The sequence below is a fragment of the Dermacoccus sp. 147Ba genome (assembly GCF_004151355.1).
Classification (GTDB): Bacteria; Actinomycetota; Actinomycetes; order Actinomycetales; family Dermatophilaceae; genus Dermacoccus; species Dermacoccus abyssi.
Genome location: NZ_SEHL01000005.1, coordinates 221,564 through 245,089, shown reverse-complemented (window position 1 = coordinate 245,089; position 23,526 = coordinate 221,564). Strand labels below are relative to the sequence as shown.

Here is a 23,526-nt window from a genome sequence, read left to right as displayed (position 1 = left end):
CGGGGCCGACGCGGTCGGGGACGCCCACCACATCGTGGAGCCGACGAGCGTTCGGCTGCGTCGGACCTAGGCTGAACCAGATCGCGAGGGCCACACCAGGTTGCTCGTGCTCGATGACAGGGAGGGACGACGTGGCTCAGAGGCACAAGGCACGCCGGCTGTGGCTGCCGTGGCGCAGCCGAACGCGCGCTGTCAACGCGAGGCTGTGGGACCGTGTGCCGACGGACAATCACGGTGGCGGCGACGACCCGGTCTCGGCCGCCATTGGCTGCTTCATGTTCATACTCGTGCTGCCCTGGCTCGTGCCAGCGCTGCTCATCCTGCCGTTCTTCCTCGCGGAGTGCCTGCTGCAGTGGATCTTCGCGCTGCCGGTATTGCTCGTGCGCAGCCTCGGCGGAGCGCGCGTGCCGGTCCGGGTGACGGTGGACGACCGTCGTCACGACGAGTCCATCGCCGGATGGGGCGCGGCGAAGCGCTACGTCGAGCAGATCAACGCGAGCCCCGTGCCGCCGAACATCGGTCACCTCCGGATGTCGCAGGGCACGCCGGAGGAGCGCGGGTGGGAAACACCCGAGCAGCGTCAGGCCTGGGACGGCGCGCAGGGCGGGCCAAACTACCCACCCCAGTGACACGACGTTCCGCCGCACCAGGGTGCCTACGCCCCGCCTCCGAACGAGCAGCGCGGCCTCGGCGATCAGTGGGGTTCGCCGCGCTGAGCGAGAACGTCCGCACGCGAAGGGACGATTTCTTCCCTTCCTGTGCCCAAGGCCGCCGTTTCGACGCAAGAAGGGAAGAAACCACCCCTCCTGGCGCGACGTAACGGGGAGCGCGGTTCGGATTCGCCATCGTGCGAGTTGCGAAGCTCAGCAGCTAATCCCCAACTCGAGCGCTCCTTCGACGGCGGCACGCGTCGAGGGGTGGACCATCGTCAGCCCGACGAGTTCCTCCGCGGTGAACCACCCCAGGTCAGCGTGCTCGTCAGGCTCGAGATTCGCGGGAGAACCCGACCAACAGCTGGTGACGAATGCCCGTGCGTCCACCCCAGGAATGGCGAGTCCGACAGGAACCTGCAGCAGGTTCTTCACCCCTACCCCGAGTTCTTCGAGGCACTCGCGCGCAGCAGCGTCCGACCAGTCCTCGCCGTCCTCGACGTGACCACCCGGCAGATCCCAAAGGTCGGGGAAGTTTTGACGACTCGGATGGCGATGCACAAGAAGCACGCGGTCGTGGGCTACCAGCGCCACGACAGCGATTCTCACTCCGGCACTCACCCTGCGACCGTATCTCGCACCCCGGCCCACCCTGTGAGCGTTGGCCCACTACGTGAGCTGCGCCGGTCACAGAACGGGCCGACGCTCACACGTCACGCAACCCGACGGTGACGGCCCCCGTCGTCCGCGCCCGTACACTTGCGCGGTGAGTACGGCAGTGGGTTATTCAGGGCTATTCGGGCTGACCGGGTACCGCTACATCGTCGTCGCCTTCATCGCACGCCTGCCCCTGGCCATGTCCCAGCTCGGCACGCTGCTGCTCGTCGCGACGACGACGAAGTCCTACACCCAGGCCGGAATCTGCGCGGGCGCGCTCGCCGTCTGCAACGCGGTCGGCGCCCCTTGGTTCGGGTCGCTCACCGACCGTCACGGCCAGTCGCGCGTCCTCATGTTCCAGTGCGTGGCGGGCACGATCGGCCTGTTCGCCACCGTGGCCACGCGCTACTTCGACCTTCACTGGGTCGCCACTGCCGTCGTCGCTGCCCTCACCGGGTTCGTCCTGCCGCAGGTCGGCCAGTTGGCCCGTGTGCGGTGGCGCCCCATCATCGTCGGTCGCAAGGCCGACGACCGGCTCGTCGGCACCGCCTTCTCCTACGAGGGTGCAGCCGACGAAGCGTCCTTCGTCGTCGGCCCGGTGCTCGTCGGCGCCGCCGCGGCAGCCCTCGGCACGTGGGCGCCTCTCCTCGCCGCCGCCGTGCTACTCGGCCTCTTCGGCATCCAGTTCGCCCGCCACCCGAGCAGCCGCTTCGCGCCGACGCCCGTCGGCACGTCGAAGGCCCCGCTGTGGACCGCGGCCTTCACGGTCCTCGTCGCCGCGCAGTTCTTCATCGGCAACCTGTTCGGCTCGATCCAGACGGGCACGACGCTGCTCACTCAACTCGCCGGGCACCCCGAGAGCTCGGGTCTGTTCCACGCGTTGCTCGGCATCGGTTCGGTGAGCGCCGGAATCGCCCTCGGCCGCCTGACGAAGGCGCCGAACCACCCCAAGCGTCTGCTCCTGTTCGCCACGGCGATGTGGGTTCTCTCCCTGCCGCTGCTCGCCGTCGACAACCTCACGCTGCTCGCCGCAGAGCTCGTCATCCTCGGTTTCGCCATCGCGCCGTACATGATCACGACGTTCACGCTCGGCGAACTCATCACGCACCGTTCGCGCACAGCTACGGCGATGACGCTGCTCGCCGGCGCCACCGGTCTCGGTTACGCGACAGGCGCCGCCCTCGCCGGTCGCCTCGTCGACGAAGGCGGCGTCGCCCCCGCGTTCAAGGTGACGCTCGCCGCCACCACGCTCGCGTTCGTCCTCGCCGTCGGGGCGAAGCGCCTCCTCTCACGCACCACGCACGCCAACTGACGCTTGCGCGGGCACTCGCGCGAACTAGGCTGACACCATGCCTCGATTCTCCGTGCCCGCACTCGAATCCCAGTTCGGCCAAGCCGCCGTCACGGCTCTCACCGCTGCGGCGACGACCTACATCCGGCCCGCCCGCTTCCCCCGCTGGGTGCGTCGCGGCCTCGCGATGTCGAACACCCTGACGGCCGTAGGTGCCGCCGTCGCGGGCGACCGTCGCCCGGCGCGATCCCAGATCGCCGGCAAGACCGACGACACGATCAACCTCGTCGACGGCCGCCCCGCCTCGCGCGCAGGCGCCAACCTCGTCTCGGCCTCGTCGGCCGGCATGGCGCTCGTGACGTCGGGCCTCGCGCTGCGCGTCGACAAGACCGTCGAGAAGATGCTCGTCAAGCGCGGCGTGCGTAACCCGCGCCTGTGGATGGCGGCCGGCGCGGCCGTCGTCAGCCTCGCCGGCCCCTGGGTGACGAAGGCGATCCAGAACTCGACGGCGAAGCTTCAGGAGAAGGCCATGCCGAAGCCCGCCCTCGAGTCGACGCTCGCGAACCCGCTCGGCTCGAACGAGCAGAGCTCCACGTCGCAGTCCACTCAGATCGAGGCGGGCGACCCGTCACGGCGTGTGGTGAGCGACCAGGAGAACGGCGCCGACGCCGCACAGAACACCGACCACTGAGAAGACGCGCGCCACGCGCGCGAACACCTCCGCGGCCTCTCGGGCGGCGCCTGCTTCGTGCAGGCGTCGCCCGAAGTTCTTCTGCCATTTGGTGAGCTTCGGGGCGCCGAGCGTCGCCACCGGGACGAAGAGCACGAAAACGAGGAACGCTGCGACGAACCGCAGGTACGCCACGGACCCACCTGCGCGCGCGACAACGTAACCGGCTATGAGGACGGCAATCGCCGCAGCACTGGCCGATCCGTACCACAGGAGTGCCTTCGCGCGAGCGCGTGCTGCTCCCCCGCCGAGGCGCTCGGCAGCCCACCGGGTCACGCCCTCGCGCATCTTGCTGCGCAGGTACACGACCAGCGCGCAGAGCACGACGATGACGATGACAAGGGACCACGATCTCACGCACCCATTGTGCCTGCCCGAGCGTGAGTGGCCCGTCCGCGCCGAGGCAGACGACCCGGCGGGGGCTTGCACCCCACGTAGGCTCACTCGCATGGACACCGTGCCCACCCCCCGTGAGGCGCTCGATCGCATCGCCTTCCTCCTCGAGCGCCGACGCGCCGGAACGTACCGCGTCAAGGCCTTCCGAGGGGCTTCACGCGCCCTCGCGAAGCTGTCGGACGACGAGGTGCGCGCCCGACACGCCGCGGGCACGCTCGGTGACGTTTCCGGTATCGGCAAGACGACGCTCGCCGTCATCACGCAGACACTCGACGGCGAGACGCCCGAGTACCTCGCCACCTTGGAGGAGTCGAGCCCGGAGTTCCTCGTCGAGGGCGGGCAGGACGTTATGAAGGCCGTGCGGGGCGATTGCCACAGCCACTCCGACTGGAGTGACGGTGGCTCCCCCATCGACGAGATGGTCATGGCCGCCATCGGCCTCGGACGCGAGTACCTCGTGCTCACCGACCACTCGCCCTCGCTGCGCGTGGCGAACGGCCTGTCGGCCGAACGCCTCACGAAGCAGCTCGGCGTCATCGAAGCCCTCAACGACGCTGTGGCCTCCACCGGAACCGACTTCGAACTGCTCAAGGGCATCGAGGTGGACATCAAGGACGACGGCAGCCTCGACCAGAGCGACGAGATACTCGCCAAGCTCGACGTCCGTGTCGCGTCCGTGCACTCCAAGCTGCGCTCCGGCCCGGCAGCCATGACGAAGCGGATGCTCGGGGCGATCGAGAATCCGGCCACGACGATCCTCGGCCACTGCACCGGGCAGCTCGTCGAGGGGGAACGGGGAAAGCGTCCGCCGTCGACGTTCGACTCGAAGGCCGTCTTCACCGCGTGCGCCGAACACCGCGTCGCGGTCGAGATCAACGCACGACCCGAACGCTGCGACCCACCGGACGACCTCATCCGCGAGGCACTCGATCTCGGCTGCTACTTCTCGCTCGATTCGGACGCCCATGCGCCGGGCCAGCTCGACTTCCTCGCCTACGGCGCCGAACGCATCGAGCGGCTCGACGTGCCCCTGGAACGGGTCATCACGACGTGGCCGGCCGACCGCGTCCGGGCGTTCGCTCGCAAGGAGATTCCCTGAGGTTCCGGGCAGATCGGGCCGTTTTGCAATGCCCCCGAGACGTGTACTAAAGTTACGCAAGTTCGAGCGGCGCCGAGAGGTGAAGATCGCAAAGCAAAGCTCGATGATTTGCGCATGTCCCCATCGTCTAGCGGCCTAGGACACTGCCCTTTCACGGCAGCGGCACGGGTTCGAATCCCGTTGGGGATACCAGCACAAATCGGCCTTATTTCAAGGCCCCGTAGCGCAGTTGGTTAGCGCGCCGCCCTGTCACGGCGGAGGTCGCGGGTTCGAGTCCCGTCGGGGTCGCCATCCCTTTCCCAAGGGCCAGATAGCTCAGTTGGTAGAGCGAGCGACTGAAAATCGCTAGGTCGGCGGTTCGACCCCGTCTCTGGCCACGCTCCACCGAGGAAGCCCCCGAGTTCACACTCGGGGGCTTCTCCGTGTCTCCAAGGTCTTGCCCGACGGCCTCTCCACGCTCGACGCTCCCCCGGGACGACGAACTGCGCCGCCCCGCACCCCGAAGGGCACGAGACGGCGCAGAACCATCGAGCGAGCGTCAGCTCAGCGAGCCGAGCGCCTCGTCGAGAATCGAAAGCGCCGTCGAGATCTCCTCGTCGCTCACGGTGCACGGCGGCACGATGTGCAGGCGGTTGCCCGCAGCGATGACGAGCAGGCCGTTCTTCTTCGCGGCGGCAGCCACCGTGGCGGCAGCCTCCGTGGCGGGTTTCTTCGTCTCCGCGTCCTCGACGAGCTCCAGGGCCCAGAAGACCCCCACGCCACGAGCGTCACCCACGATGTCGTGAGTCTCGGCGAGCTTCGCCAGCCCCGGGCCGAGCACGTCCTCGCCGATGCGGCGGGCGTTGTCGACGATGCCCTCGTCCTTCATCGTGGTGATCGTCTCGACGCCGGCAGCGCAGGCGAGCGGGTGACCGGAGTACGTCAGGCCGCCCGGGTAGGCGCGCTCGTCGAAGTGCCCGGCAATGGCGTCGCTGATGACGACGCCGCCGAGCGGCACGTAACCGGAGTTGACGCCCTTGGCGAACGTGATGAGGTCGGGCACGACGTCGGCGTGCTGGTGGCCGAACCACTTTCCGGTACGACCGAAGCCGGCCATGACCTCGTCGGCGATGAAGACGATGCCGTAGCGGTCACAGATCTCGCGCACGCCCTCGAGGTAGCCGGCGGGCGGCGGAATGATGCCCGCCGAACCGATGACGGGCTCGAGCACGAGGGCCGCGAACGCGTCGGGCGATTCCATCTGGATGGTGCGCTCGAGGTGGGCGAGGGCACGCTCGCACTCCTGCTCGGGGCTCTCGGCGAAGAACTCGCTGCGGTAGAGGAACGGCCCGAAGAAGTGCACGACCTCGCTCGCGCCCTTGTCGTTGGCGAAGCGGCGTTGCTCACCGGTGAGGTGGATCGACTGCGCCGTCGCCCCGTGGTAGCTGCGGTAGGCCGACAGCAGCTTGCGCCGACCGGTGAACTCGCGGGCCATGCGCACGGCGTGCTCGTTGGCCTCGGTGCCACCGTTGGTGAAGAAGACCTTGTTGAGGTTGTCGGGCAGCAGGTCGGAGATCATCGACGCGAGCTGCGAACGACGGTCGTTGGCGTTGCTCGGGCCAATGGTGCACAGCGTGGCCGCCTGCTCCTGGATCGCCTCGACCACGCGCGGATGCTGGTGGCCGATGTTCGTGAAGACGAGTTGGCCGGTGAAGTCGAGGTACTCGTTGTCGTCGCCGTCCCACAGGCGCGTCCCCTGCGCGCGCGTGACGACCATCGGGTCGAGGGATCCCTGCGCGGACCACGAGTGGAACACGTGCGCGCGGTCGAGATCGTACGTTTCTTGGGTGCTCAGCTTGGGCGTGCTCATGCCTTCACCTTCTCCCACGCCGACGCCAGGCGCCACCCTCGTCTCACCTGCACTTCCCTCGGGTGTCCGCGCGGGCGGGCGGACCGCTGGTCAGCCCTTCGCCGCCCAGGTCTGCCCGACCCGCTCGAACGCCGCCTCGCCGGACGTGAGTTCCGCCAGAGCCGCGTCGGCGCGCCCCAGCGCATCCGACGGTGCAGCGACCTCCAGGCCGGCGCGCCCGGCCGCCGCGTGCGTGGCGTAGTCGACGTCGGCGACGACGAAACCCGCTGCCCGCAGCGCGTTCTCCACGCGCCCGACGTCCGCGAGAGTCACCTGGCAGGTCAGTCGCACCTGCCGCTCGTAGTGGACGAGACGCGCCTCGTCGAGCGCCGCCCGCACGGCGTCGGAGTAGGCCTTGACGAGGCCGCCCGTGCCGAGCAACGTGCCGCCGAACCACCGGGTGACGACGGCGACGACGTCCGTCAGGTCGGCGCCGGTGAGCACGTCGAGCATCGGGGTACCTGCCGTGCCTGAGGGCTCACCGTCATCGTTGGAGCGCCGAATGTCGGCGGCCGGCCCGAGCACGAACGCGCTGCAGTGGTGGCGGGCGTCCCAGTGCTCCTTGCGAGCCCTCTCGACGACGGCACGAGCCTCGTCCTCGCTCGCCACCGGCACGAGGTCGCACAGGAAACGTGACCTCTTGGCCTCGATCTCGGCCTGCACGGCGCGGGCGATCGTCGTGTAGCGCTCCACCATGACACGCAACACTAGGCCCGGAAGCCCACACTCAGCGCGGCCGCGCCACAATGGGGGCATGACCGCACGTACCTCTCGCGTCCTCATCCCCGGCGCCGCAGCGCTCATCACTCTCGCGTGCGCCCCCGCCGCATCCGCGCACGACTCCCTCACGGGTGCTCAGCCGGCCGCCGGCACCACCGTCACGTCGGCTCCGCAGCGGCTGACACTGACGTTCAGTGCGCCGGTGCTCGACGTGGGCAGCCAGGTCGCCGTCAAGGGGCCGGACGGCAAGACCAAGCAGGGGACGCCGAAGGCGGACGGCCAGCGCGTGACGGTGCCGTTCGAGCCGACCGGCAACGGCACGTACGCCGTGACGTGGCGGGTCACCTCCTCCGACGGTCACCCCATCAGCGGTTCGTACTCGTTCACGCTCAAGGGCGCGGCGAACTCCTCGACGTCGACGGGCACCTCCAACGGCTCCGAGGCGCCGGGCACCCTCAAGCCCGTCGACCCCAGCTCCCCCGCGTCCTCATCGACGGTGAAGGGCCCGTCGACCCCGACCACGGACGAGCCCGGCGACAACATGCCCCTGTTCGTCATCGGAGGCACCGTGGCGGCTGCTGCGGCGGTCGCGGGAACGTTCCTCGTCATGCGCAAGCGCACCAAGGACGACCCCCGCTGACCCGCCGGCGCGTTCGCGCAGGGCGAACCACCGCGTCAGCGCCGGGCTGACGCGGTGAGAGCGCGTCCTAGACGGGCGACCCGATGGGCGTTCCGGCCCTGTTCTGAGGTAGCGTTACCCCCACGACAGAAACTTAGGATCCCCAGGGCCCTCCTCCTGAGGTCGATGCTGCGTGCATGGACTGATGGGGGCCGCCCTGGCAAACACAGAGGGGGTCTCGCCATGGGGCGCGGCCGGGCCAAAGCCAAGCAGACCAAGGTTGCTCGCGAGCTCAAGTACTCGACTCCGGACACCGACCTGAGGGCGCTGGAGCGTGAACTGCGCGCTTCGCGCAGCACGTCGGACGCTCGAGACTCGTCGGCTGACCGAGTGAACGACGGCGACGAGTACGACGAGTACGACACGTGGGCGTCGGGCGACCGTTGAGCGTCCACCTCTCGTAGCTCAACCCGCATCTGAGTTGATGTGAACGAATGCCTCCCACCCTTCGGGGTCGGAGGCATTCGTCATGCCCTCGTCACGTCCGACGCCGTCCGCTTTCGCCCCTCGGTGGAAGGGGCAGGTCAGCGTCGGCCGCGACAAGCTCAGGCGTAGTCGCCGACGATCTGACAGGCGCCCGCGTCGACGCCCTTGGCGCCGGAGACCACCTCGGCTTCGGCGGCGTCGAGGCGATCGGTGGCGACGATCTCGCCCATGCGCCACGCCGGCAGGTTCATCTCTTCACAGACATCGACGGCCGTGGCGGCCTGCTCCGCGGGCAGCACGGCCACGAAGCCGACACCCATGTTGAGCGTGCGCTCGAGGTCGCTCTGCGGCACGTTGCCGACGCGCTGGACGACGTCGAAGACCGCGGGCGGCGTCCACGTCGCACGCTCGATGCGCGCACCCATGCCCTTGGGCAGGACGCGCGCCACGTTGGCCGCGAGCCCCCCGCCCGTGACGTGGGAGAGGGCGTGGATGTCAACTCCGTCCGTGCGGATGAGGCGCAGGAGGTCGGCGGCGTACACGCGCGTCGGTTCGAGCAGTTCCTCCCCCAGCGTGCGCCCGAACTCCTCGACGTTCTTGTCGTAGCCCCAACCGGCGCTGGAGAAGACCTTGCGCACGAGCGAGTACCCGTTCGAGTGGATGCCGCTCGAGGCGAGGCCCAGAACGACGTCACCCTCACGCACGGACTCGGGCAGGATGAGGTCCTTCTTGTCGACGACGCCGGTGGCGGCGCCCGCGACGTCGTACTCGTCCTCGGCGAGCAGGCCCGGGTGTTCGGCCGTCTCGCCGCCGATGAGAGCGACATTGGCCTGGCGGCACGCGGCAGCGATGCCGGAGACGATCGCGGCGATGCGTTCGGGAACGACCTTGCCGGTGGCGATGTAGTCGGTCATGTAGAGCGGTTCCGCGCCGCACACGACGATGTCGTCGACGACCATGCCGACGAGGTCGAACCCGATCGTGTCGTGCTTGTCGAGTGCCTGCGCGATGGCCACCTTCGTGCCCACACCGTCGGTCGAGGTCGCGAGGATCGGGTGCGTCATTCCGCCGAGCACCGAGGCGTCGAACAGCCCGGCGAACCCGCCCAGGCCGCCGAGGACCTCGGGGCGCTGCGCACCCTTGACCGACTCCTTCATGAGCTCGACGGCCTTGTCACCGGCTTCGACGTCCACACCGGCTCCGGCGTAGGTGATGGCCTCGTTCTGCGTCATGTGTCGTTCGTCCTTCATGGGGGCGTGTCGGCGGTCAGTGCGAGATGCGGGACGGGTCGACCGCGCCGCCACCGGCCAGCGGCGAGACACCGTCGGGGTTGGTGCGGGCGAGGTCGGCCGTGCCGACGTCGGTGGGGTCGGCCCCGGCGAACTCGACGGGAAGCTGCAGTTCGAGCAGGTTCTTGCCGAGGCGGTCGGACGACGGCAGCTCGACCGGGTATTCGCCGGTGAAGCACGCGGAGCACAGGTTCTCCGGCTCCTGCTGGGTGGCCGCCATCATGCCCTCGGGGCTGATGTAGCCGAGGGAGTCGGCACCGATCGACGTGCAGATCTCCTCGACGTTGGCACCGTTCGCGATGAGCTCGGCGCGCGTGGCGAAGTCGATGCCGTAGAAGCAGGGCCAGCGCACGGGCGGGCTGGAGATGCGCACGTGCACCTCGAGGGCACCGGCTTCGCGCAGCATCCGCACGAGCGCGCGCTGGGTGTTGCCGCGCACGATCGAGTCGTCGACGACGACGAGGCGCTTGCCCTTGATGATCGGCTTGAGCGGGTTGAGCTTGAGGCGGATGCCGAGCTGACGGATCGTCTGGCTCGGCGCGATGAAGGTGCGCCCGACGTAGGCGTTCTTCACGAGGCCCATGCCGTAGGGGATGCCGGATTCCTCGGCGTAGCCGATGGCCGCCGGCGTGCCGGATTCGGGCGTCGGCATGACCATGTCGGCGTCCACGGGGAACTCGCGGGCCAGCTGACGACCCATCTCGACGCGGCTCTCGTAGACCTCACGGCCGCTGATCGTCGTGTCGGGGCGGGCGAGGTAGACGTACTCGAAGACGCAGCCCTTCGGCTCGGGCTTGGCGAACATCGTCGAACGCAGGCCGTCGGAGTCGATGGCGATCATCTCGCCGGGGTTGACCTCGCGCACGAAGCTGGCGCCCACGATGTCGAGCGCGGCCGTCTCGCTCGCGACGACCCAGCCGCGGTCGAGGCGGCCGATGACGAGCGGGCGGATGCCCTGGGGGTCGCGCGCGGCGTACAGCGTGTTCTCGTCGATGAAGGTGAAGCAGAATGCCCCGCGCAGCTGCGGGAGCACCTTGAGCGCGGTCTCCTCGAGGGAGAGTTCGGGGTGCGAGCCGAGCAGCGTCGTCACGAGGGCCGTGTCGGTGGTGTTGCCGCGACGCAGTTCGCCCTGGGTGTTGCCCAGCTCGCCGTGGATGTCCTCGAGCGTCTCGCGCAGCTCGGCGGAGTTGATGAGGTTGCCGTTGTGCGCGAGCGCGACCGTGCCCTTGGCCGTGTCACCGAGCGTCGGCTGGGCGTTCTCCCACGTCGAACCGCCGGTCGTCGAATACCGGCAGTGACCGATGGCGAGGTGGCCCTTGAGGGAGGCGAGGTTCGTCTCGTCGAATACCTGGGAGACGAGGCCCATGTCCTTGTAGACGAGGATGCTTCGCCCGTCACTCGTGGCGATGCCCGCGGACTCCTGCCCGCGGTGCTGCAGGGCGTACAGCCCGTAGTAGGTCAGCTTCGCGACGTCCTCGCCGGGGGCCCAGACGCCGAAGACGCCACAGGCGTCCTGCGGCCCCTTCTCGCCGGGGAGGAGATCGTGCGTGAGTTTTCCGTCACCGCGTGTCACCGCGCCATTGTTTCACGCGCCGGCTACCCGGTGCGGACGAGCGTCTGAGACGGCGGTCTCAGGGCTTCGAAGGTTCGGGGCGCCGTTGCCGTCAGCGCTGGGCGCGCTTGTCGGCGAGGGCGAAGCCGACCCCACCGAGGAGGGCGCCGATGCCGCCGAAGAGGAGGGCGAAGTAACCGAGGGTGGAACCCTCCGTGTAGTTGCCGCCCTCACCGCCGGTGATGGCGATGACGAGACCGACGACGACACCCAGCACGAGGCCCGTGAGGACGAACGGCAGGATGCGCGGCGAACGGCTCACCCGTGCGAGGGGGATACCGTCCTCGCCCTGCACCGGACGCTGGTCGGCGACGGCGGCGGGCTTCTTCGCGTTGCGTGATCTCACGATGCCAACGGTAGCAACGCGGCGCACGGGCGCTGCAGCCGCGTCACGCCCAGGAAACGGCTGCGCCGAGGAGCCAGCCACGCGAAGTGACCCGGCGGTAAGGTGCCGGTAGGTATGTCATTGCTCAATCATCGATGGGACGAACCATGAAGTGGCTGATCCTCCTCGTCGTGCTCCTCGCCGTGGCGGGTATCGCATGGCTGCTGATGCGCGACCCGAAGAAGGGTGGCTCTGTCGGCATCCACGGCGTGAGCGGCAAGAACAAGATCGGCTCCGAGGAGGAGCCGGAGACCCTCGAGGCAACGGACGGGGAGTCCGACGAGATCGAGACGGCCGGTTCGAAGGCCGAGCAGGACGCCGACAGGGCCGAGCCTGCGAAGGCCGAGGTCGACGAGACCTCCGGCAAGGACGCGAAGAAGCAGGACGGCAAGGGGAAGACCGCCGCCGCGGCCGGCGCTGCCGGTGCCGCGGGTGCGGCTGCTGCCGCCTCCTCGAAGGACGACAACGCTTCCGGCTCCGACGACTGGGACGCCGCTCCGGCCCCGGTGGCCAACACCGAGAAGAACGACGACGCGCAGGCTGCTGCTGGCGACGACTGGGACGCAGCCCCGCCCGCCGTCGACGACTCGGCCAAGGCTGCCGACAAGGACACCGCAGCGAAGAACGAGGCTCCTGCCGCCTCGTCGGGCGACGACTGGGACGCCGAGCCCCCGGCCGTGGACAACGCGTCCGCGAAGACCGAGAGCAAGCCCGCCGAGACCGAAGCCGCTCCGGCTGCGTCCTCCGGCGACGACTGGGACGCTGCTCCCCCGGCTCTCGACGACTCGTCGGCTGCCGAGCCGAAGTCCGAGAGCAAGGCCGAGGCCGCTCCTGCCGCCGCTTCGTCGGGCGACGACTGGGATGCCGAGCCCCCGGCCCTCGACGACTCGGCCGCTGCCGACACGAAGGCCGCTCTCGCGCCCGCCGCGTCCGGCGACGACTGGGATGCGGAGCCCCCGGCTCTCGACGACTCGGCCCCTGCCGAAGTCAAGAGCGAGGACAAGCCCACGGAGACGCAGGCTTCCTCGGGCGCGGCTACCAACACCGAGCCCGCTGCCGCGCCTGCCGCCGCCGCGAGCTCGGGTGGCGACGACTGGGCCGCCGAGCCGCCGGCTCTCGAGGACCTCGACGGCGCTCCGGCCGCGTCGGCGAACGACGAGAAGGCTGCGACGAAGCCGTCCGAGCCGAGTGACGCCGAGGCTCCGAAGGCCGAGACCAGTGAGGCCCTGGAGTCGTCAGTGGCGAACGAGAAGCCGGCTGCCGCTGCGCCGGCCAGCTCGAGCGGCGACGACTGGGCCACCGAGCCCCCTGCTCTGGAGGACCTCGACAGCGCTCCCGCTGCGTCGTCCGCCGAGACCTCGACGCAGTCGACGAGCGAAGCACCGTCCGAGTCGGCTGAGTCCGACTCGAAGGCTCGCGCTGAGGAGGCCACAGCGGAGGAGACGAAGCCCGCTTCGAGCGACGAGTCCGACGCTGAGGAAACGACCGAGAAGTCCGAGGGCGAGAAGAGCAGCGTCGCGCCGGCTGCGGCTGCTGCGACGGCCACGGCGGCCACTGCCGCCGCTGCGAGCTCCGGTGGTTCGGGTGGGGACGACTGGAACACCGAGCCCCCGGCCCTGGCCGACCTCGACAACGCTCCCGCCGCGCAGTCCGAGCCGGCCGAGTCGCCCGCTGAGGCGTCGGAGCAGCCGTCGAGCGACGCGACGTCGGATGACACGGAAGCTGCCTCCCCGGAGACGTCCTCGCAGGGCGCGGCAGCCGACGACACCGCCGCGGGCGACGCAGCTGCCAACGCCTCCAGGGATGCCGTCGAGGACGAGGCTCCCGCATCGGACGCCGCAGGTGCACCGCATGCTGCGGCGTCCGAGAGTGAGTCCGAGGACTCGACCGAGTCGACGCAGGCGCCGGCGAGCTCCGACTCCGCAGACTCCGCATCGGCTCCGGCCGCTGCGGCGGCACCCGCGAGCTCGGGTGGCGACGACTGGGGCACCGAGCCCCTGCCGCTCGACCAGCTCGACAGCGCCCCGGTTCCGAAGGCGGAGACGACCGACGCGCCCGTTTCCGAGAGCACCGAGGCCGCGGCTGACGCCGGTGCCACCGGGGAGCCGTCGGCCGACGACGTCGAGCTCGAGCGTGAGGACGACGAGCTCGCCGCCTCCGACAGTGCCGTCGTCGAGGACAGCGGTGTCGCCCCGACGACGCCGGAGAACGCGGCCCCCGCCAAGATCGGCGAGGTCCAGGAGACGAACAGCGACGAGTCCTCCGTCTCCGCCGACGTCTCGGACGACTCGCAGAGCCGCTCCGCGAGCGCCACCGACGAGGCTTCGTCGTCGCAGTCACAGACGCGGTCGGAGTCCGACGAGCAGACGTTCGTCGCCGGCACGGACGAGGGTGACTCGAACGACGGCGAGCCCGACCACGCGAGCTCGGCGGGCCAGCAGGACGGCCCGTTCGGCCCGGGTTCGGCCGAGCCGAACGAGGACGGCTCCGCGCCGTCGCCCGAGTTCACGATCAAGGGCAACGCCGACTCGATGCTGTTCCACACGCCCGACAGCCCGGGTTACGAGCAGACAGAAGCCGAGGTGTGGTTCACGAGCGAGGACGCCGCGAAGGCTGCGATGTTCCGCCACTGGGACGCCTCGAAGCGCTGACCCGACGCACGAACGACGCCGCCCGTCCCCTGCTGGGGGCGGGCGGCGTCGTCATGTGACGCAGTAGCCGCGCGGAAGCGGTGAACGGGGCGTCGGACGGTCAGATGACCGGCACGATCGGCAGATATGCAGAAACATCCGCGCGCTGACCGGAGACGCGCAGCTTCCCGCCTGCGGCAGCCTCGGCCCACGTGAGGCGACCGGTCGCGAGGCGTAGCCACGTCGCCGCGTCGGTCTCGGTGACGTTCGGCGGGGTGCCTCGCGTGTGCACCGGGCCCGCGACGCACTGCACTGCCCCGAACGGCGGAACACGCACTTCGACCGTGCGCCCGGGTGCCTGGATGCCCAGCTCCTCGAGCGTGTAGCGCACGGCGGTCGCGGTGACGGGTCGCGTCGCGGCCTCGGGGTCGAGCGCCCAGGTGAGGACGGCCTCGCGGCCCGCGGCGGGGTCGATACGTCGACGAGGTGGCATGGCGTCGATCCTAGAACGGTGTCGCCCCCTTCCCTCCGACAGGCCCGCCCCGTGTAGCGCGCGGGCAGGCTTGCGCTGCACCACAGCCCACGCAGGACGAGGCAAGCGAGCCCACCGACCTAGAGTTGGGGCATGGCCCGCCGTCGCTCCTCCCCCGACCCCGCGCCGTCCGCACCGACGAACGAACGCTTCGAGTTCGTGCGCGACGATCGCGGCGGCGTGACGGTGATGCGCGACGGTCACCCGCAATCGCACGTCGACCCGGACGACCCGACCTCCATCGAGTTCGAGTACGTCCAGCACTTCGCGATGCTCGTCGACGCTCTCGCGCCGCCGGCTCCCGCACCGCTCGGGGTCACCCACGTCGGCGGCGCCGGGCTCACCCTGGCGCGCTACGTCGAAGCCACGCGCCCCGGCTCACCGCAGATCGTGCTCGAACCCGACACCCAACTCACCGAGGCCGTGCGCCGTGAGCTGCCTCTTCCACGCAGCCACCGCATCCGTGTGCGCGGCGTCGACGGGGCGGCCGGCGTGCGCGATCTCAAGGACGAGTCGGCGGACGTCGTCGTCCTCGACGCGTTTGCGGACGGGCGTGTGCCCGCGGAGCTCGTCTCCCCAGCGTTCGCCGATGACGTGGCGCGAGTGCTCAAGCCGAGCGGTGTGCTACTCGCGAACCTGTCCGACGAGCCGGGCTTCGCCTGGACCGGCCGAGCCGCGGCAACCTTCGTCGTGCGGCTCCCCCACGCCGTCGTCGTCGGGGCCCAGGAAGTGCTCAAGGGCCGTCGGTTCGGCAATGTCGTTCTCGCTGCGACACGGACGGAATCGTCCCTCGACGTCGCGACGATTCGACAAAGCGCGGCTCGCGCCATGTTCCCCACGGGAGTCCGGGCGGGCGCCGAACTCACCTCGCTCTTCCGCGGCGCGCCCGCTTTCACGACAGATGCCGAACGATCCCCCGTCCCACCCGAACTCGGCGCGTGGCGAGTGCGATGACGCGCCCCGCTCGCCCACGGAAGGTCACCTGATGCCCGAAGGTCACGTCACCCACCGAATCGCCGGCATTCTCAACGACCAGTTCTCCGGACGTGTCGTCGAATCCTCGTCGCCGCAGGGCCGATTCAGCGACAGTGCCGCTCGCGTCGACGGGCGAGTCTTCGACGCGGCCGAGGCGTGGGGCAAGCACATGTTCGTCGGGTTCGAGGGCATGGACGAGCGCGTCAACATCCACCTCGGGCTGCTCGGCAAGTTCTTCTTCACCGAGGGAATCGAACCGGCCGACGTGCCGGCGACGGGCGCCATCCGGTGGCGGCTCGGGGTCTCCGCAACGGACGGCGACCCGCGCGGGAGCGTCGTCATGGATCTGCGGGGGCCCAACGTCTGCGAGCTGCGCACGCCCGACGAGGTCGACACGATCACGTCGAAGCTCGGCGCGGATCCCCTGCGCGGTGACGCCGACCCCGAACGTGCCTGGGCTCGAGTGCGACGCACGAGCACGCCCGTCGCCGCGCTCCTCATGGATCAGAAGGTGTTTCCCGGCGTCGGCAACATCTACCGAGCCGAGGTGCTGTTCCGTCACGGCATCGACCCGAAGATGCCCGGCAAGTTCCTACGGCGCGAGGAGTTCGACGCGATCTGGGCGGACTTCGTCGCCCTCATGCCACTCGGTGTGCGTGACGGTCGAATCGACACCGTGCGACCCGAGCACACGCCGGAGGCGATGGGGCGCGAGCCGCGCGTCGACAAGCACGGAGGCGAGGTCTACGTCTACCGCCGGGCCGGTCAACCGTGTTTGGTGTGCGGCACACCCGTTGCGCTCGAGGAGTTCGCGGGCCGCAACCTGTTCTGGTGCCCGTCGTGCCAGCCGCGCCATCGTCGGCGCCGCGCCAATGCGTGAACTTGCATCACGAATCCCGCTGCCTCGTCACCGCGCCGCGGATCTCGAGCGCTACCGCGGCCGGCTCGCGTCGTTCGCCACGACGAGTGGTGAGCGCTTCGTCGCCTCGTGCTGGGACGAATCACCGTTCGGCTCGTGGTGCGGCCTGCTCGTCGCGGAGGCCGACGGCTGTCGAACCCTCTACGTGGAGAGCGAGATCCTCGCCGACGACGTGCGGCTGCTCCACGACATCGACAACGTCGTCCTTGCTGACGTCCGCATCGCGCAGGCGGGGCAGGAATGGGCCGTCGAGGTCGATCCCGTCGAGGGGCCACCGCTGTCACGTCTCACCCTCACGCTGGGTAGCCCGACGCGCCGCGGGGCCGTCATCTCACGCCTCCCGTCATCCGTGACCGAGACGCGCGGGTTCGCCTGGTTCACCGAGATCATGCTGCGCGTCCTGTCGCTCGGTGTGCCGAGCTTTCGCGCGGTGTACGCCGTCGGACGCCTACGCGACGGCCGCCGCGAGCACCACTGTGCGCGCGGCGAGCGCGTCATCACGGCCGTCTCCGGCACCTACACAGGACGGCCACTCGGCAACCTGACGGACCTCACCGCGTGCGGCTTCGGCTTCAGTGACCCGCCGAGACGTCCTGCCGTCGGAGAGATGACCGCGCTGCGCCAGCGGTGACCCCCGGCACGCGGCTTGCCGTCAGGCCGAGAAGACCTTGCCCGGGTTGAAGATGCCCTTCGGGTCGAGTGCGCGCTTGATCGCGCGCTGCATGTCGATGACGACACCCGTCTGCTCCTGCTCGAGCCCCGGCATCTTGAGCAGGCCGACGCCGTGCTCGCCGGTGACGGTGCCACCGACGGCAAGAGCGGCGTCGATGATCTCGGCGAACGCCGCTTGGGCGCGTTCGCGGGCGGCGTCATCGCCGGGCTCCGTGATGAGCAGCGGGTGGAGGTTGCCGTCGCCGGCGTGCGCGATGTTGGCGATGACGGTGTCGTGCTTCGCGGCGATCTCCTCGATGCGCGAGAGCATGCCGGGCACCTCGGCCTTGGGCACGCAGACGTCTTCGGTGAGCGTGTCGCCGAGGCGTTCGAGCGCCGGGTAGGCCAGGCGGCGCGCCGCGAAGAACGTCTCCGCTTCCTCCTCGCTCGTCGAGCGGGCGGCGAAACTCGCTCCGGCGGAGGTGAACACGTCGACCATGCGGGTGGCCTCCTGCTCGCCGACGGCGCCCGGGTCGTCGATGCGGCCGAGCAGAACGGCAGCGCCGCCCCTATCCTCGCTCTCGCCGTCGAGGTGCTCGGAGCACATGTCGAGCAGGCCCATGTTCTTCCAGTCGTCGACGGCCTTGAGGCACACCTGGTCGACGAGCTCGAGTGCGGAGGGCGCGATTCCGGCGTCCGCGACGCCCTGGACGGCGTTTCCGGCGGAGACGACGTCCGGGAAGAACCCCACGACCGTCGTCTCGGGTGCGCGGGCCGCGCGCAGTTTGACGGTGATCTCGGTGATGATGCCGAGTGTTCCCTCGCTGCCGACCATGAGGCCGACGAGGTCGTAGCCGACGACGCCCTTCGCCGTTCGGCGTCCCACGCGCACGCGTTCGCCGGTGCCGGTGACGACTTCGAGGGCGAGGACGTAGTCGCGCGTGACGCCGTACTTGACGCAGCACAGGCCGCCGGCGTTGGTGGCGCAGTTGCCGCCGATCGTCGACCAGGGCGCGGAGGCCGGGTCCGGCGGGTACCACAGGCCCTGCTCTCCCGCAGCGGCGCGCAGGTGGTCGTTGACGACGCCGGGCTGCACGACCGCGAGGCGCTCCGTCGCGTTGATCTCGACGATGCGGTTCATCTTCTCGAGGCTGACGACGACGCAGCCGTCGAGTGCGTTCGCGCCACCCGACAGGCCCGTTCCGGCGCCCCGTGGCACGACGGCGACATCGTGTTCGAGGCAGGCCAGAACAACCTGCTGAACCTGCTCCGACGTCGTCGGTCGTACGACGGCGGCGGGGGTTCCGAACGGCGCCCACTCGGCCTCGTCGTGGGCGTAGGACGCGATGACGTCAGTGTCGGTCACGAGGACGTCGGCGGGCAGAACTTCACGCAGGGCTTCGACGATCGCAGGCATGGTCCGACCATACTCATCGGCAGCAGCCCATCGACAGAGGGCCCGCCGCGGCTCACGACGAGACCCAACATTCGCAAAGTCCAGTGGAGCCATCCAACTGTTCGGTGCGTCTCACCCTCAGCGTGGCCACAGAGCCTGCCCCGCAACGCTTTCAGATCGCCGATGAAGGAATGAGACCGATGACGACGTCACCGAACGCACCCTCCCGGACCACGCCGAACCTCAATGCCGTCCCCAACGCGTTCTGGGTCGGTCTGGCCATCGGTCTGCTCGGTTTCGGCGTCAAACTCAGTCAGACCTCAACGCAAACTCACAACGGCGAGGTCACCTCGTGCTCGTCCGTCGATCTGACCGGTTTCTTCGTTGCGATCGCTCTCGGTGTCTGCGCCTGGGTGACGTGGTCTCCGACCGTCCAGCGCCTTGCGGACAAGCCGCCGGTGGCGCTGCGCGCGGGCTTGGTTGCCATCCTGCTCGCCCTGGCCGCCGTCCACCTGCTACGCGGCTTCGGGCTGATCCTCTCCCCCTGCTGATCGTGTGACGCTCCCGCCGCTTTCGTTCGGTCGATCAGCCGAAGACCTTGAGCAGCGGCGCCTGGTGCGTCTCGGCGAGCTCGGCCACCGGCACGGAGAACAGGTCGCCGACGGCGAGCGCTCCCCCGCCCGTTTCGCCGATCTTCGTCGCGGGCACGCCGTGCCCACCGGCCATGGCCTCGAAGGCCTCGACGTGCTCGGGCGCAACAGCGACGAGTGCACGTCCGGCCGACTCGGAGAACAGCGAGACGAACGCGTTGCCCTGCTCGAACTCGATGGACGCACCCACACCGTGACGCACCGCACCCTCAGCCAGTGCGACCGCGAGGCCACCGGACGAGAGGTCGTGCGCCGAGGCGAACAGGCCGTCACGCGCACCGTCGATGAGGACGGTGGCGAGTGCCTTCTCGCTGTCGAGGTGAATCTGCGGCGGCGTGCCACCGAGGTGGCCGTGCACGACGCCCGCCCATTCGGAGCCGTTCAGCTCGTCGCGCGTCTCGCCTAGGACGTAGAGCGCGAGGCCAGCGTCCTTCCATGCCGACGGCGTGCGCTTGCTGACGTCGTCCATGACGCCGAGCACAGCGACGACGGGCGTCGGGTGGATGGCCACGTCACCGGTCTGGTTGTAGAACGACACGTTGCCGCCGGTCACCGGCGTACCGAACGAGCGGCACGCCTCGATGATGCCGTCGACCGCCTGGCTGAACTGCCACATGACACCCGCGTCCTCCGGCGAACCGAAGTTGAGGCAGTCGGAGACGGCGAGCGGCGTCGCACCCGTGGCCGCGACGTTGCGGTACGCCTCGGCGACGGCGTGCTGGGAGCCGATGAACGGGTCGAGCTTCGTGAAGCGTCCGTTGCAGTCGGTGGAAACGGCGACGCCCAGGCCGGTGCCTTCGTCGACGCGCACGACGCCCGCGTCGTCCGGCATCGCGAGCGCTGTGTTGCCCATGACGTAGCGGTCGTACTGGTCGGTGATCCACGACTTGTCGGCGATGTTCGGCGAACCGAGCACAGCGAGCAGCTGCTCGCGCAGCTCGTGACCCGACGACGGGCGCGTCAGCAGTGACGCGGAGTCGGACTGCAGTGCGTCGAGGTAGTCGGGGCGCGCGAGCGGACGCTCGTAGACGGGGCCGTCGTGAGCAACAGAACGCGGCGGAACGTCGACGACGACCTCGCCGTGCCACGTGATGACGAGGTGCTCGCCGTCCGTGACCTCGCCGAGAACGGTGGCCTCGACGTCCCACTTGTTCGCGATCGCCATGAACTCGTCGAGCTTCTCCGGCTCGACGACGGCCATCATGCGCTCCTGCGACTCGGACATGAGGATCTCCTCGGCCCGAAGGGAGCTGTCGCGCAGCGGAACACGGTCGAGCTCGATGCGCATGCCGCCGTCACCGGCCGAGGCCAGCTCGGAGGTCGCACACGAGAGGCCCGCGCCACCGAGATCCTGGATGCCCTCGACGACGCCCGCGGCGTACAGGTCGAGGCAGCACTCGATGAGCACCTTCTCGGCGAACGGGTCGCCGACCTGAACGGCCGGACGCTTGGCCGGGCCCTCGGCGTCGAACGTCTCCGAGGCGAGAACAGAGACGCCTCCGATACCGTCGCCGCCCGTCTTGGCGCCGAACAGGATGACCTTGTTGCCCTTGCCCGCAGCCTTCGCGAGGTGCAGGTCCTCGTGACGCAGCTTGCCGACGCACAGGGCGTTGACGAGCGGATTGCCCTGGTAGCAGTCGTCGAAGACGACCTCGCCGCCGATGTTCGGCAGGCCGAGGCAGTTGCCGTACCCGCCGATGCCGGCGACGACGCCGGGCAGCACGCGGGCGGTGTCGGGGTGGTCGAGGGCGCCGAAGCGCAGCGGGTCCATGACGGCGATCGGGCGCGCGCCCATGGCCATGATGTCGCGCACGATGCCGCCGACGCCTGTGGCCGCGCCCTGGTAGGGCTCGATGTAGCTCGGGTGGTTGTGCGACTCCACCTTGAAGGTGACGGCCCAGCCCTGGCCGATGTCGATGACGCCGGCGTTCTCACCGATGCCGGCGAGCTGCTTGCCGCGCGGGGTCTCGCTCGGCAGGTCGCCGAAGCGGCGCAGGTGCACCTTCGAGCTCTTGTAGGAGCAGTGCTCGCTCCACATCACGGAGTACATGGCCAGTTCGGCGCTTGTCGGGCGGCGGCCGAGGATCTCGCGGATGCGGGCGTACTCGTCCTCCTTGAGGCCGAGTTCCGCCCACGGCTGCTCGACGTCGGGCGAGGCCTCGGCCTTCGTCACCGTGTCGAGGCCGTCGGTCTTGGGAGCAGCGATGATCTGGTTGCTGTCGGTGTGGTGTTCGCGGGCGCCGGCTTCGTGGCCGGGCTCGGGCGTCATGCTCAGGTCACTCATGTGTTCTCGTATCCCCTCAGACGTTCGCGAGCGCCTTGATCGCGCTCGTGAAGAACGCCAGGCCGTCGGTCGAGGGGCCGAAGCCCTCCTCGACGCAGTGTTCCGGGTGCGGCATGAGGCCGACGACGTTGCCGCGCTCGTTCGTCACGCCGGCGATGTCGCGGTAGGAGCCGTTCGGGTTGCCGTGCAGGTAGCGGAAGACGACGCGCCCCTCGCCCTCGAGTTCGTCGAGGGTCTTGGCGTCGGCGACGAAGCAGCCCTCACCGTTCTTGAGCGCGATGGTGATCTCCGCGCCCTGCTCGAAGTCGTTCGTCCACGCGGTGGAGGCGTTCTCGACGCGAAGCACCTGGTCGGTGCAGAAGAACTTCTGTTGCTCGTTGCGGATGAGCGCGCCGGGCAGGAGGTGGGACTCGCACAGGATCTGGAAGCCGTTGCAGATGCCGAGCACCGGCAAGCCGCCCTGCGCGGCGGGCACGAGCTTGTCCATGACCGGCGCGAAGCGCGCGATGGCGCCGCAGCGCAGGTAGTCGCCGTAGCTGAACCCGCCGGGTACGACGACTGCGTCGACGCCCTTGAGGTCAGCGTCGCCGTGCCACAGGTCGACCGGGTCTCCGCCTGCGAGACGGACGGCGCGCTTGGCGTCGTGGTCGTCGAGCGAACCGGGGAAGGTGATGACGCCGATCTTCATCGGGCGTCCTCGTCGGCCAGGTCGTGGACGCTGATGACGTCCTCGATGACCGGGTTCGACAGGAGCTTGTCGGCGGCGTCGCGCGCCGCAGCGAGGTGGGCTTCGGTGACGTCACCCTCGACCTCGAGGACGAAGCGCTTGCCCTGGCGCACGTCGGTGAACTGTTCGAAACCGAGGCGCGGCAGTGCGCCGGCGACGGCCTGCCCCTGCGGATCGAGGATCTCGGACTTCAGCATGACGTCGACGACGACGTGGCCCATGGGGGTAACTCCTGCAGGTTGCTTTGCCGCCCGTGCGGGCGTCGGTGGTTGGCTGAGGTGAGCCGTTACCCGAGAAGTCTACGGGAGCGCGGTCTCCCCCTCAGCGTGCGTCGTCACCGGAGAGACCCTGAGCGAGCCAGGTTTTCGAGGCTGCGCTCGCCGCACGGAATGGTTCGTCGGAACGCTCGATGGAGGCGTTGACCTGGGCACCCTCGTACAACGCGTGCAGCACCGCCCCCACCTGGGCGGATCCGGCGAGGGTGTCGAAGAGCGCCCGCATCCACCCCTTCTCGGCGCGCACGACCTCGGCGACGGCTTGCGACGTTTCCCCGACCTCGCCCCAGGCGTTGACGAAGGCGCACCCGCGCCCTGCGTCACTCCACGACTCGGCGAGGTCATAGAGCGCAACGATCGCAGCGAGCGGCTCCCGGCCGTCGAGATGCGCCAGCACCTCGCGCTGCCAGGCGTGCGCCCGGGCATTGAGGTACCGCGCCACCAGGTTCTCCTTCGAACCGAATCGCTGGTAGAGGGTGCGCTTGGTGACGTCCGATTCGAGCGCGATGAGATCGACACCCGTCGCACCGATGCCACGCTCGTAGAAGAGACGGGACGCGGCGGCCAGAATGCGCTCCCCGGCGGGTGTGCTCGCGGCGACCTCGAGGGGCGTCAACCCGAGATCGATGGCCTTCTCACTCATGAGTGCACCTCCACGTCGCGTC

The 23,526-nt window shown here is 69.5% G+C and carries 24 protein-coding genes and 3 tRNA genes; 14 read left to right on the top strand and 13 right to left on the bottom strand.

Annotation, left to right across the window (positions count from 1 at the left end; genetic code table 11):
* Nucleotides 1-131 precede the first annotated feature (131 nt).
* Nucleotides 132-629, top strand: coding sequence for a hypothetical protein (locus tag EVU97_RS08800; RefSeq protein ID WP_129665131.1), 498 nt, complete (start codon nt 132-134; stop codon nt 627-629).
* Nucleotides 630-863: 234 nt separating this feature from the next.
* On the opposite strand, the gene EVU97_RS08795 is transcribed toward EVU97_RS08800, so the two are convergent.
* The gene (locus EVU97_RS08795) at nt 864-1,244 is read right to left on the bottom strand and encodes an NUDIX hydrolase (protein WP_165357923.1); all 381 of its coding nucleotides are present in this window, start codon (nt 1,242-1,244) and stop codon (nt 864-866) included.
* Nucleotides 1,245-1,416: 172 nt separating this feature from the next.
* On the opposite strand from EVU97_RS08795, the gene EVU97_RS08790 reads away from it, so the two are divergent.
* Nucleotides 1,417-2,619, top strand: a complete 1,203-nt coding sequence (locus EVU97_RS08790) for an MFS transporter (RefSeq protein WP_240730174.1) — start codon at nt 1,417-1,419, stop codon at nt 2,617-2,619.
* Nucleotides 2,620-2,656: 37 nt separating this feature from the next.
* The gene (locus EVU97_RS08785) at nt 2,657-3,289 is read left to right on the top strand and encodes a hypothetical protein (protein ID WP_129665127.1); all 633 of its coding nucleotides are present in this window, start codon (nt 2,657-2,659) and stop codon (nt 3,287-3,289) included.
* Here the strand turns inward: EVU97_RS08785 and EVU97_RS08780 are convergent.
* Nucleotides 3,227-3,685 carry a hypothetical protein gene (locus EVU97_RS08780; protein ID WP_129665126.1) on the bottom strand — a complete coding sequence of 153 codons (459 nt, stop codon included), beginning with the start codon at nt 3,683-3,685 and terminating at the stop codon, nt 3,227-3,229. The two genes, EVU97_RS08785 and EVU97_RS08780, sit on opposite strands and share 63 nt — an antisense overlap.
* A gap of 91 nt (nt 3,686-3,776) precedes the next feature.
* On the opposite strand from EVU97_RS08780, the gene EVU97_RS08775 reads away from it, so the two are divergent.
* The 4 genes from EVU97_RS08775 (at nt 3,777) to EVU97_RS08760 (ending at nt 5,200) form a co-directional block, all read left to right on the top strand.
* Complete coding sequence (locus tag EVU97_RS08775; RefSeq protein WP_129665124.1) at nt 3,777-4,823, top strand: PHP domain-containing protein; 1,047 nt, start codon at nt 3,777-3,779, stop codon at nt 4,821-4,823.
* Between the two features lie 116 nt (nt 4,824-4,939).
* Nucleotides 4,940-5,015: transfer RNA gene (locus EVU97_RS08770), tRNA-Glu, on the top strand.
* A 22-nt stretch (nt 5,016-5,037) separates the two neighbouring features.
* Nucleotides 5,038-5,114: transfer RNA gene (locus EVU97_RS08765), tRNA-Asp, on the top strand.
* A gap of 13 nt (nt 5,115-5,127) precedes the next feature.
* A tRNA-Phe gene (locus EVU97_RS08760) sits at nt 5,128-5,200 on the top strand.
* A 161-nt stretch (nt 5,201-5,361) separates the two neighbouring features.
* Here EVU97_RS08760 and EVU97_RS08755 read toward each other — a convergent pair.
* Nucleotides 5,362-6,672 carry an aspartate aminotransferase family protein gene (locus tag EVU97_RS08755; RefSeq protein WP_129665122.1) on the bottom strand — a complete coding sequence of 437 codons (1,311 nt, stop codon included), beginning with the start codon at nt 6,670-6,672 and terminating at the stop codon, nt 5,362-5,364.
* Nucleotides 6,673-6,762: 90 nt separating this feature from the next.
* Nucleotides 6,763-7,407: a YigZ family protein gene (locus tag EVU97_RS08750; RefSeq protein WP_129665120.1), complete on the bottom strand. Its 645-nt coding sequence runs from the start codon at nt 7,405-7,407 to the stop codon at nt 6,763-6,765.
* A gap of 58 nt (nt 7,408-7,465) precedes the next feature.
* On the opposite strand from EVU97_RS08750, the gene EVU97_RS08745 reads away from it, so the two are divergent.
* Both EVU97_RS08745 and EVU97_RS08740 read left to right on the top strand, forming a co-directional pair.
* Nucleotides 7,466-8,071, top strand: coding sequence for a copper resistance CopC family protein (locus EVU97_RS08745; RefSeq protein WP_165357922.1), 606 nt, complete (start codon nt 7,466-7,468; stop codon nt 8,069-8,071).
* A 222-nt stretch (nt 8,072-8,293) separates the two neighbouring features.
* On the top strand, nt 8,294-8,497 hold the full coding sequence (locus EVU97_RS08740; RefSeq protein WP_047312377.1) for a DUF3073 domain-containing protein: 204 nt from the start codon (nt 8,294-8,296) through the stop codon (nt 8,495-8,497).
* Nucleotides 8,498-8,655: 158 nt separating this feature from the next.
* On the opposite strand, the gene purM is transcribed toward EVU97_RS08740, so the two are convergent.
* From purM to EVU97_RS08725, 3 genes are all read right to left on the bottom strand, one after another.
* A complete protein-coding gene (gene purM, locus EVU97_RS08735) occupies nt 8,656-9,768 on the bottom strand; it encodes a phosphoribosylformylglycinamidine cyclo-ligase (protein ID WP_129665116.1) in 1,113 nt (370 codons plus the stop codon).
* Between the two features lie 34 nt (nt 9,769-9,802).
* Nucleotides 9,803-11,398, bottom strand: a complete 1,596-nt coding sequence (gene purF, locus EVU97_RS08730) for an amidophosphoribosyltransferase (protein WP_118913416.1) — start codon at nt 11,396-11,398, stop codon at nt 9,803-9,805.
* A gap of 91 nt (nt 11,399-11,489) precedes the next feature.
* Entirely contained in the window at nt 11,490-11,783 is a 294-nt protein-coding gene (locus tag EVU97_RS08725; protein WP_129665114.1) for a hypothetical protein, read from the bottom strand.
* A 146-nt stretch (nt 11,784-11,929) separates the two neighbouring features.
* Here EVU97_RS08725 and EVU97_RS08720 point away from each other — a divergent pair, with 146 nt between their 5' ends.
* On the top strand, nt 11,930-14,473 hold the full coding sequence (locus EVU97_RS08720; protein ID WP_129665111.1) for a hypothetical protein: 2,544 nt from the start codon (nt 11,930-11,932) through the stop codon (nt 14,471-14,473).
* Between the two features lie 100 nt (nt 14,474-14,573).
* On the opposite strand, the gene EVU97_RS08715 is transcribed toward EVU97_RS08720, so the two are convergent.
* Nucleotides 14,574-14,945, bottom strand: coding sequence for a sterol carrier family protein (locus EVU97_RS08715; RefSeq protein ID WP_047312382.1), 372 nt, complete (start codon nt 14,943-14,945; stop codon nt 14,574-14,576).
* A 132-nt stretch (nt 14,946-15,077) separates the two neighbouring features.
* On the opposite strand from EVU97_RS08715, the gene EVU97_RS08710 reads away from it, so the two are divergent.
* From EVU97_RS08710 to EVU97_RS08700, 3 genes are read left to right on the top strand one after another with little or no spacing between them, the layout of a single operon-like run.
* Complete coding sequence (locus tag EVU97_RS08710) at nt 15,078-15,938, top strand: spermidine synthase (protein WP_129665109.1); 861 nt, start codon at nt 15,078-15,080, stop codon at nt 15,936-15,938.
* Nucleotides 15,939-15,969: 31 nt separating this feature from the next.
* Nucleotides 15,970-16,839, top strand: coding sequence for an Fpg/Nei family DNA glycosylase (locus EVU97_RS08705; RefSeq protein WP_047312602.1), 870 nt, complete (start codon nt 15,970-15,972; stop codon nt 16,837-16,839).
* Complete coding sequence (locus EVU97_RS08700; protein ID WP_129665107.1) at nt 16,832-17,509, top strand: hypothetical protein; 678 nt, start codon at nt 16,832-16,834, stop codon at nt 17,507-17,509. Before EVU97_RS08705 ends, EVU97_RS08700 begins: the two co-directional genes overlap by 8 nt.
* A 21-nt stretch (nt 17,510-17,530) precedes the next feature.
* Here EVU97_RS08700 and EVU97_RS08695 read toward each other — a convergent pair whose 3' ends face one another.
* Nucleotides 17,531-18,946, bottom strand: coding sequence for an FAD-binding oxidoreductase (locus EVU97_RS08695; RefSeq protein ID WP_129665105.1), 1,416 nt, complete (start codon nt 18,944-18,946; stop codon nt 17,531-17,533).
* 122 nt (nt 18,947-19,068) lie between these two features.
* Here EVU97_RS08695 and EVU97_RS08690 point away from each other — a divergent pair, with 122 nt between their 5' ends.
* Nucleotides 19,069-19,476, top strand: a complete 408-nt coding sequence (locus tag EVU97_RS08690; RefSeq protein WP_129665103.1) for a hypothetical protein — start codon at nt 19,069-19,071, stop codon at nt 19,474-19,476.
* Between the two features lie 34 nt (nt 19,477-19,510).
* Here EVU97_RS08690 and purL read toward each other — a convergent pair whose 3' ends face one another.
* From purL to EVU97_RS08670, 4 genes are all read right to left on the bottom strand, one after another.
* Nucleotides 19,511-21,859 (bottom strand): phosphoribosylformylglycinamidine synthase subunit PurL, encoded by a 2,349-nt coding sequence (gene purL / locus EVU97_RS08685; protein WP_240730173.1) that lies wholly within the window; start codon nt 21,857-21,859, stop codon nt 19,511-19,513.
* A gap of 16 nt (nt 21,860-21,875) precedes the next feature.
* Nucleotides 21,876-22,547, bottom strand: coding sequence for a phosphoribosylformylglycinamidine synthase subunit PurQ (gene purQ, locus EVU97_RS08680; RefSeq protein ID WP_129665101.1), 672 nt, complete (start codon nt 22,545-22,547; stop codon nt 21,876-21,878).
* Nucleotides 22,544-22,807: a phosphoribosylformylglycinamidine synthase subunit PurS gene (gene purS / locus EVU97_RS08675; protein WP_047312388.1), complete on the bottom strand. Its 264-nt coding sequence runs from the start codon at nt 22,805-22,807 to the stop codon at nt 22,544-22,546. The genes purQ and purS overlap by 4 nt, the downstream gene beginning before the upstream one ends.
* A 100-nt stretch (nt 22,808-22,907) precedes the next feature.
* Nucleotides 22,908-23,504: a TetR/AcrR family transcriptional regulator gene (locus tag EVU97_RS08670; protein ID WP_165357921.1), complete on the bottom strand. Its 597-nt coding sequence runs from the start codon at nt 23,502-23,504 to the stop codon at nt 22,908-22,910.
* Between the last annotated feature and the right edge of the window lie 22 nt (nt 23,505-23,526).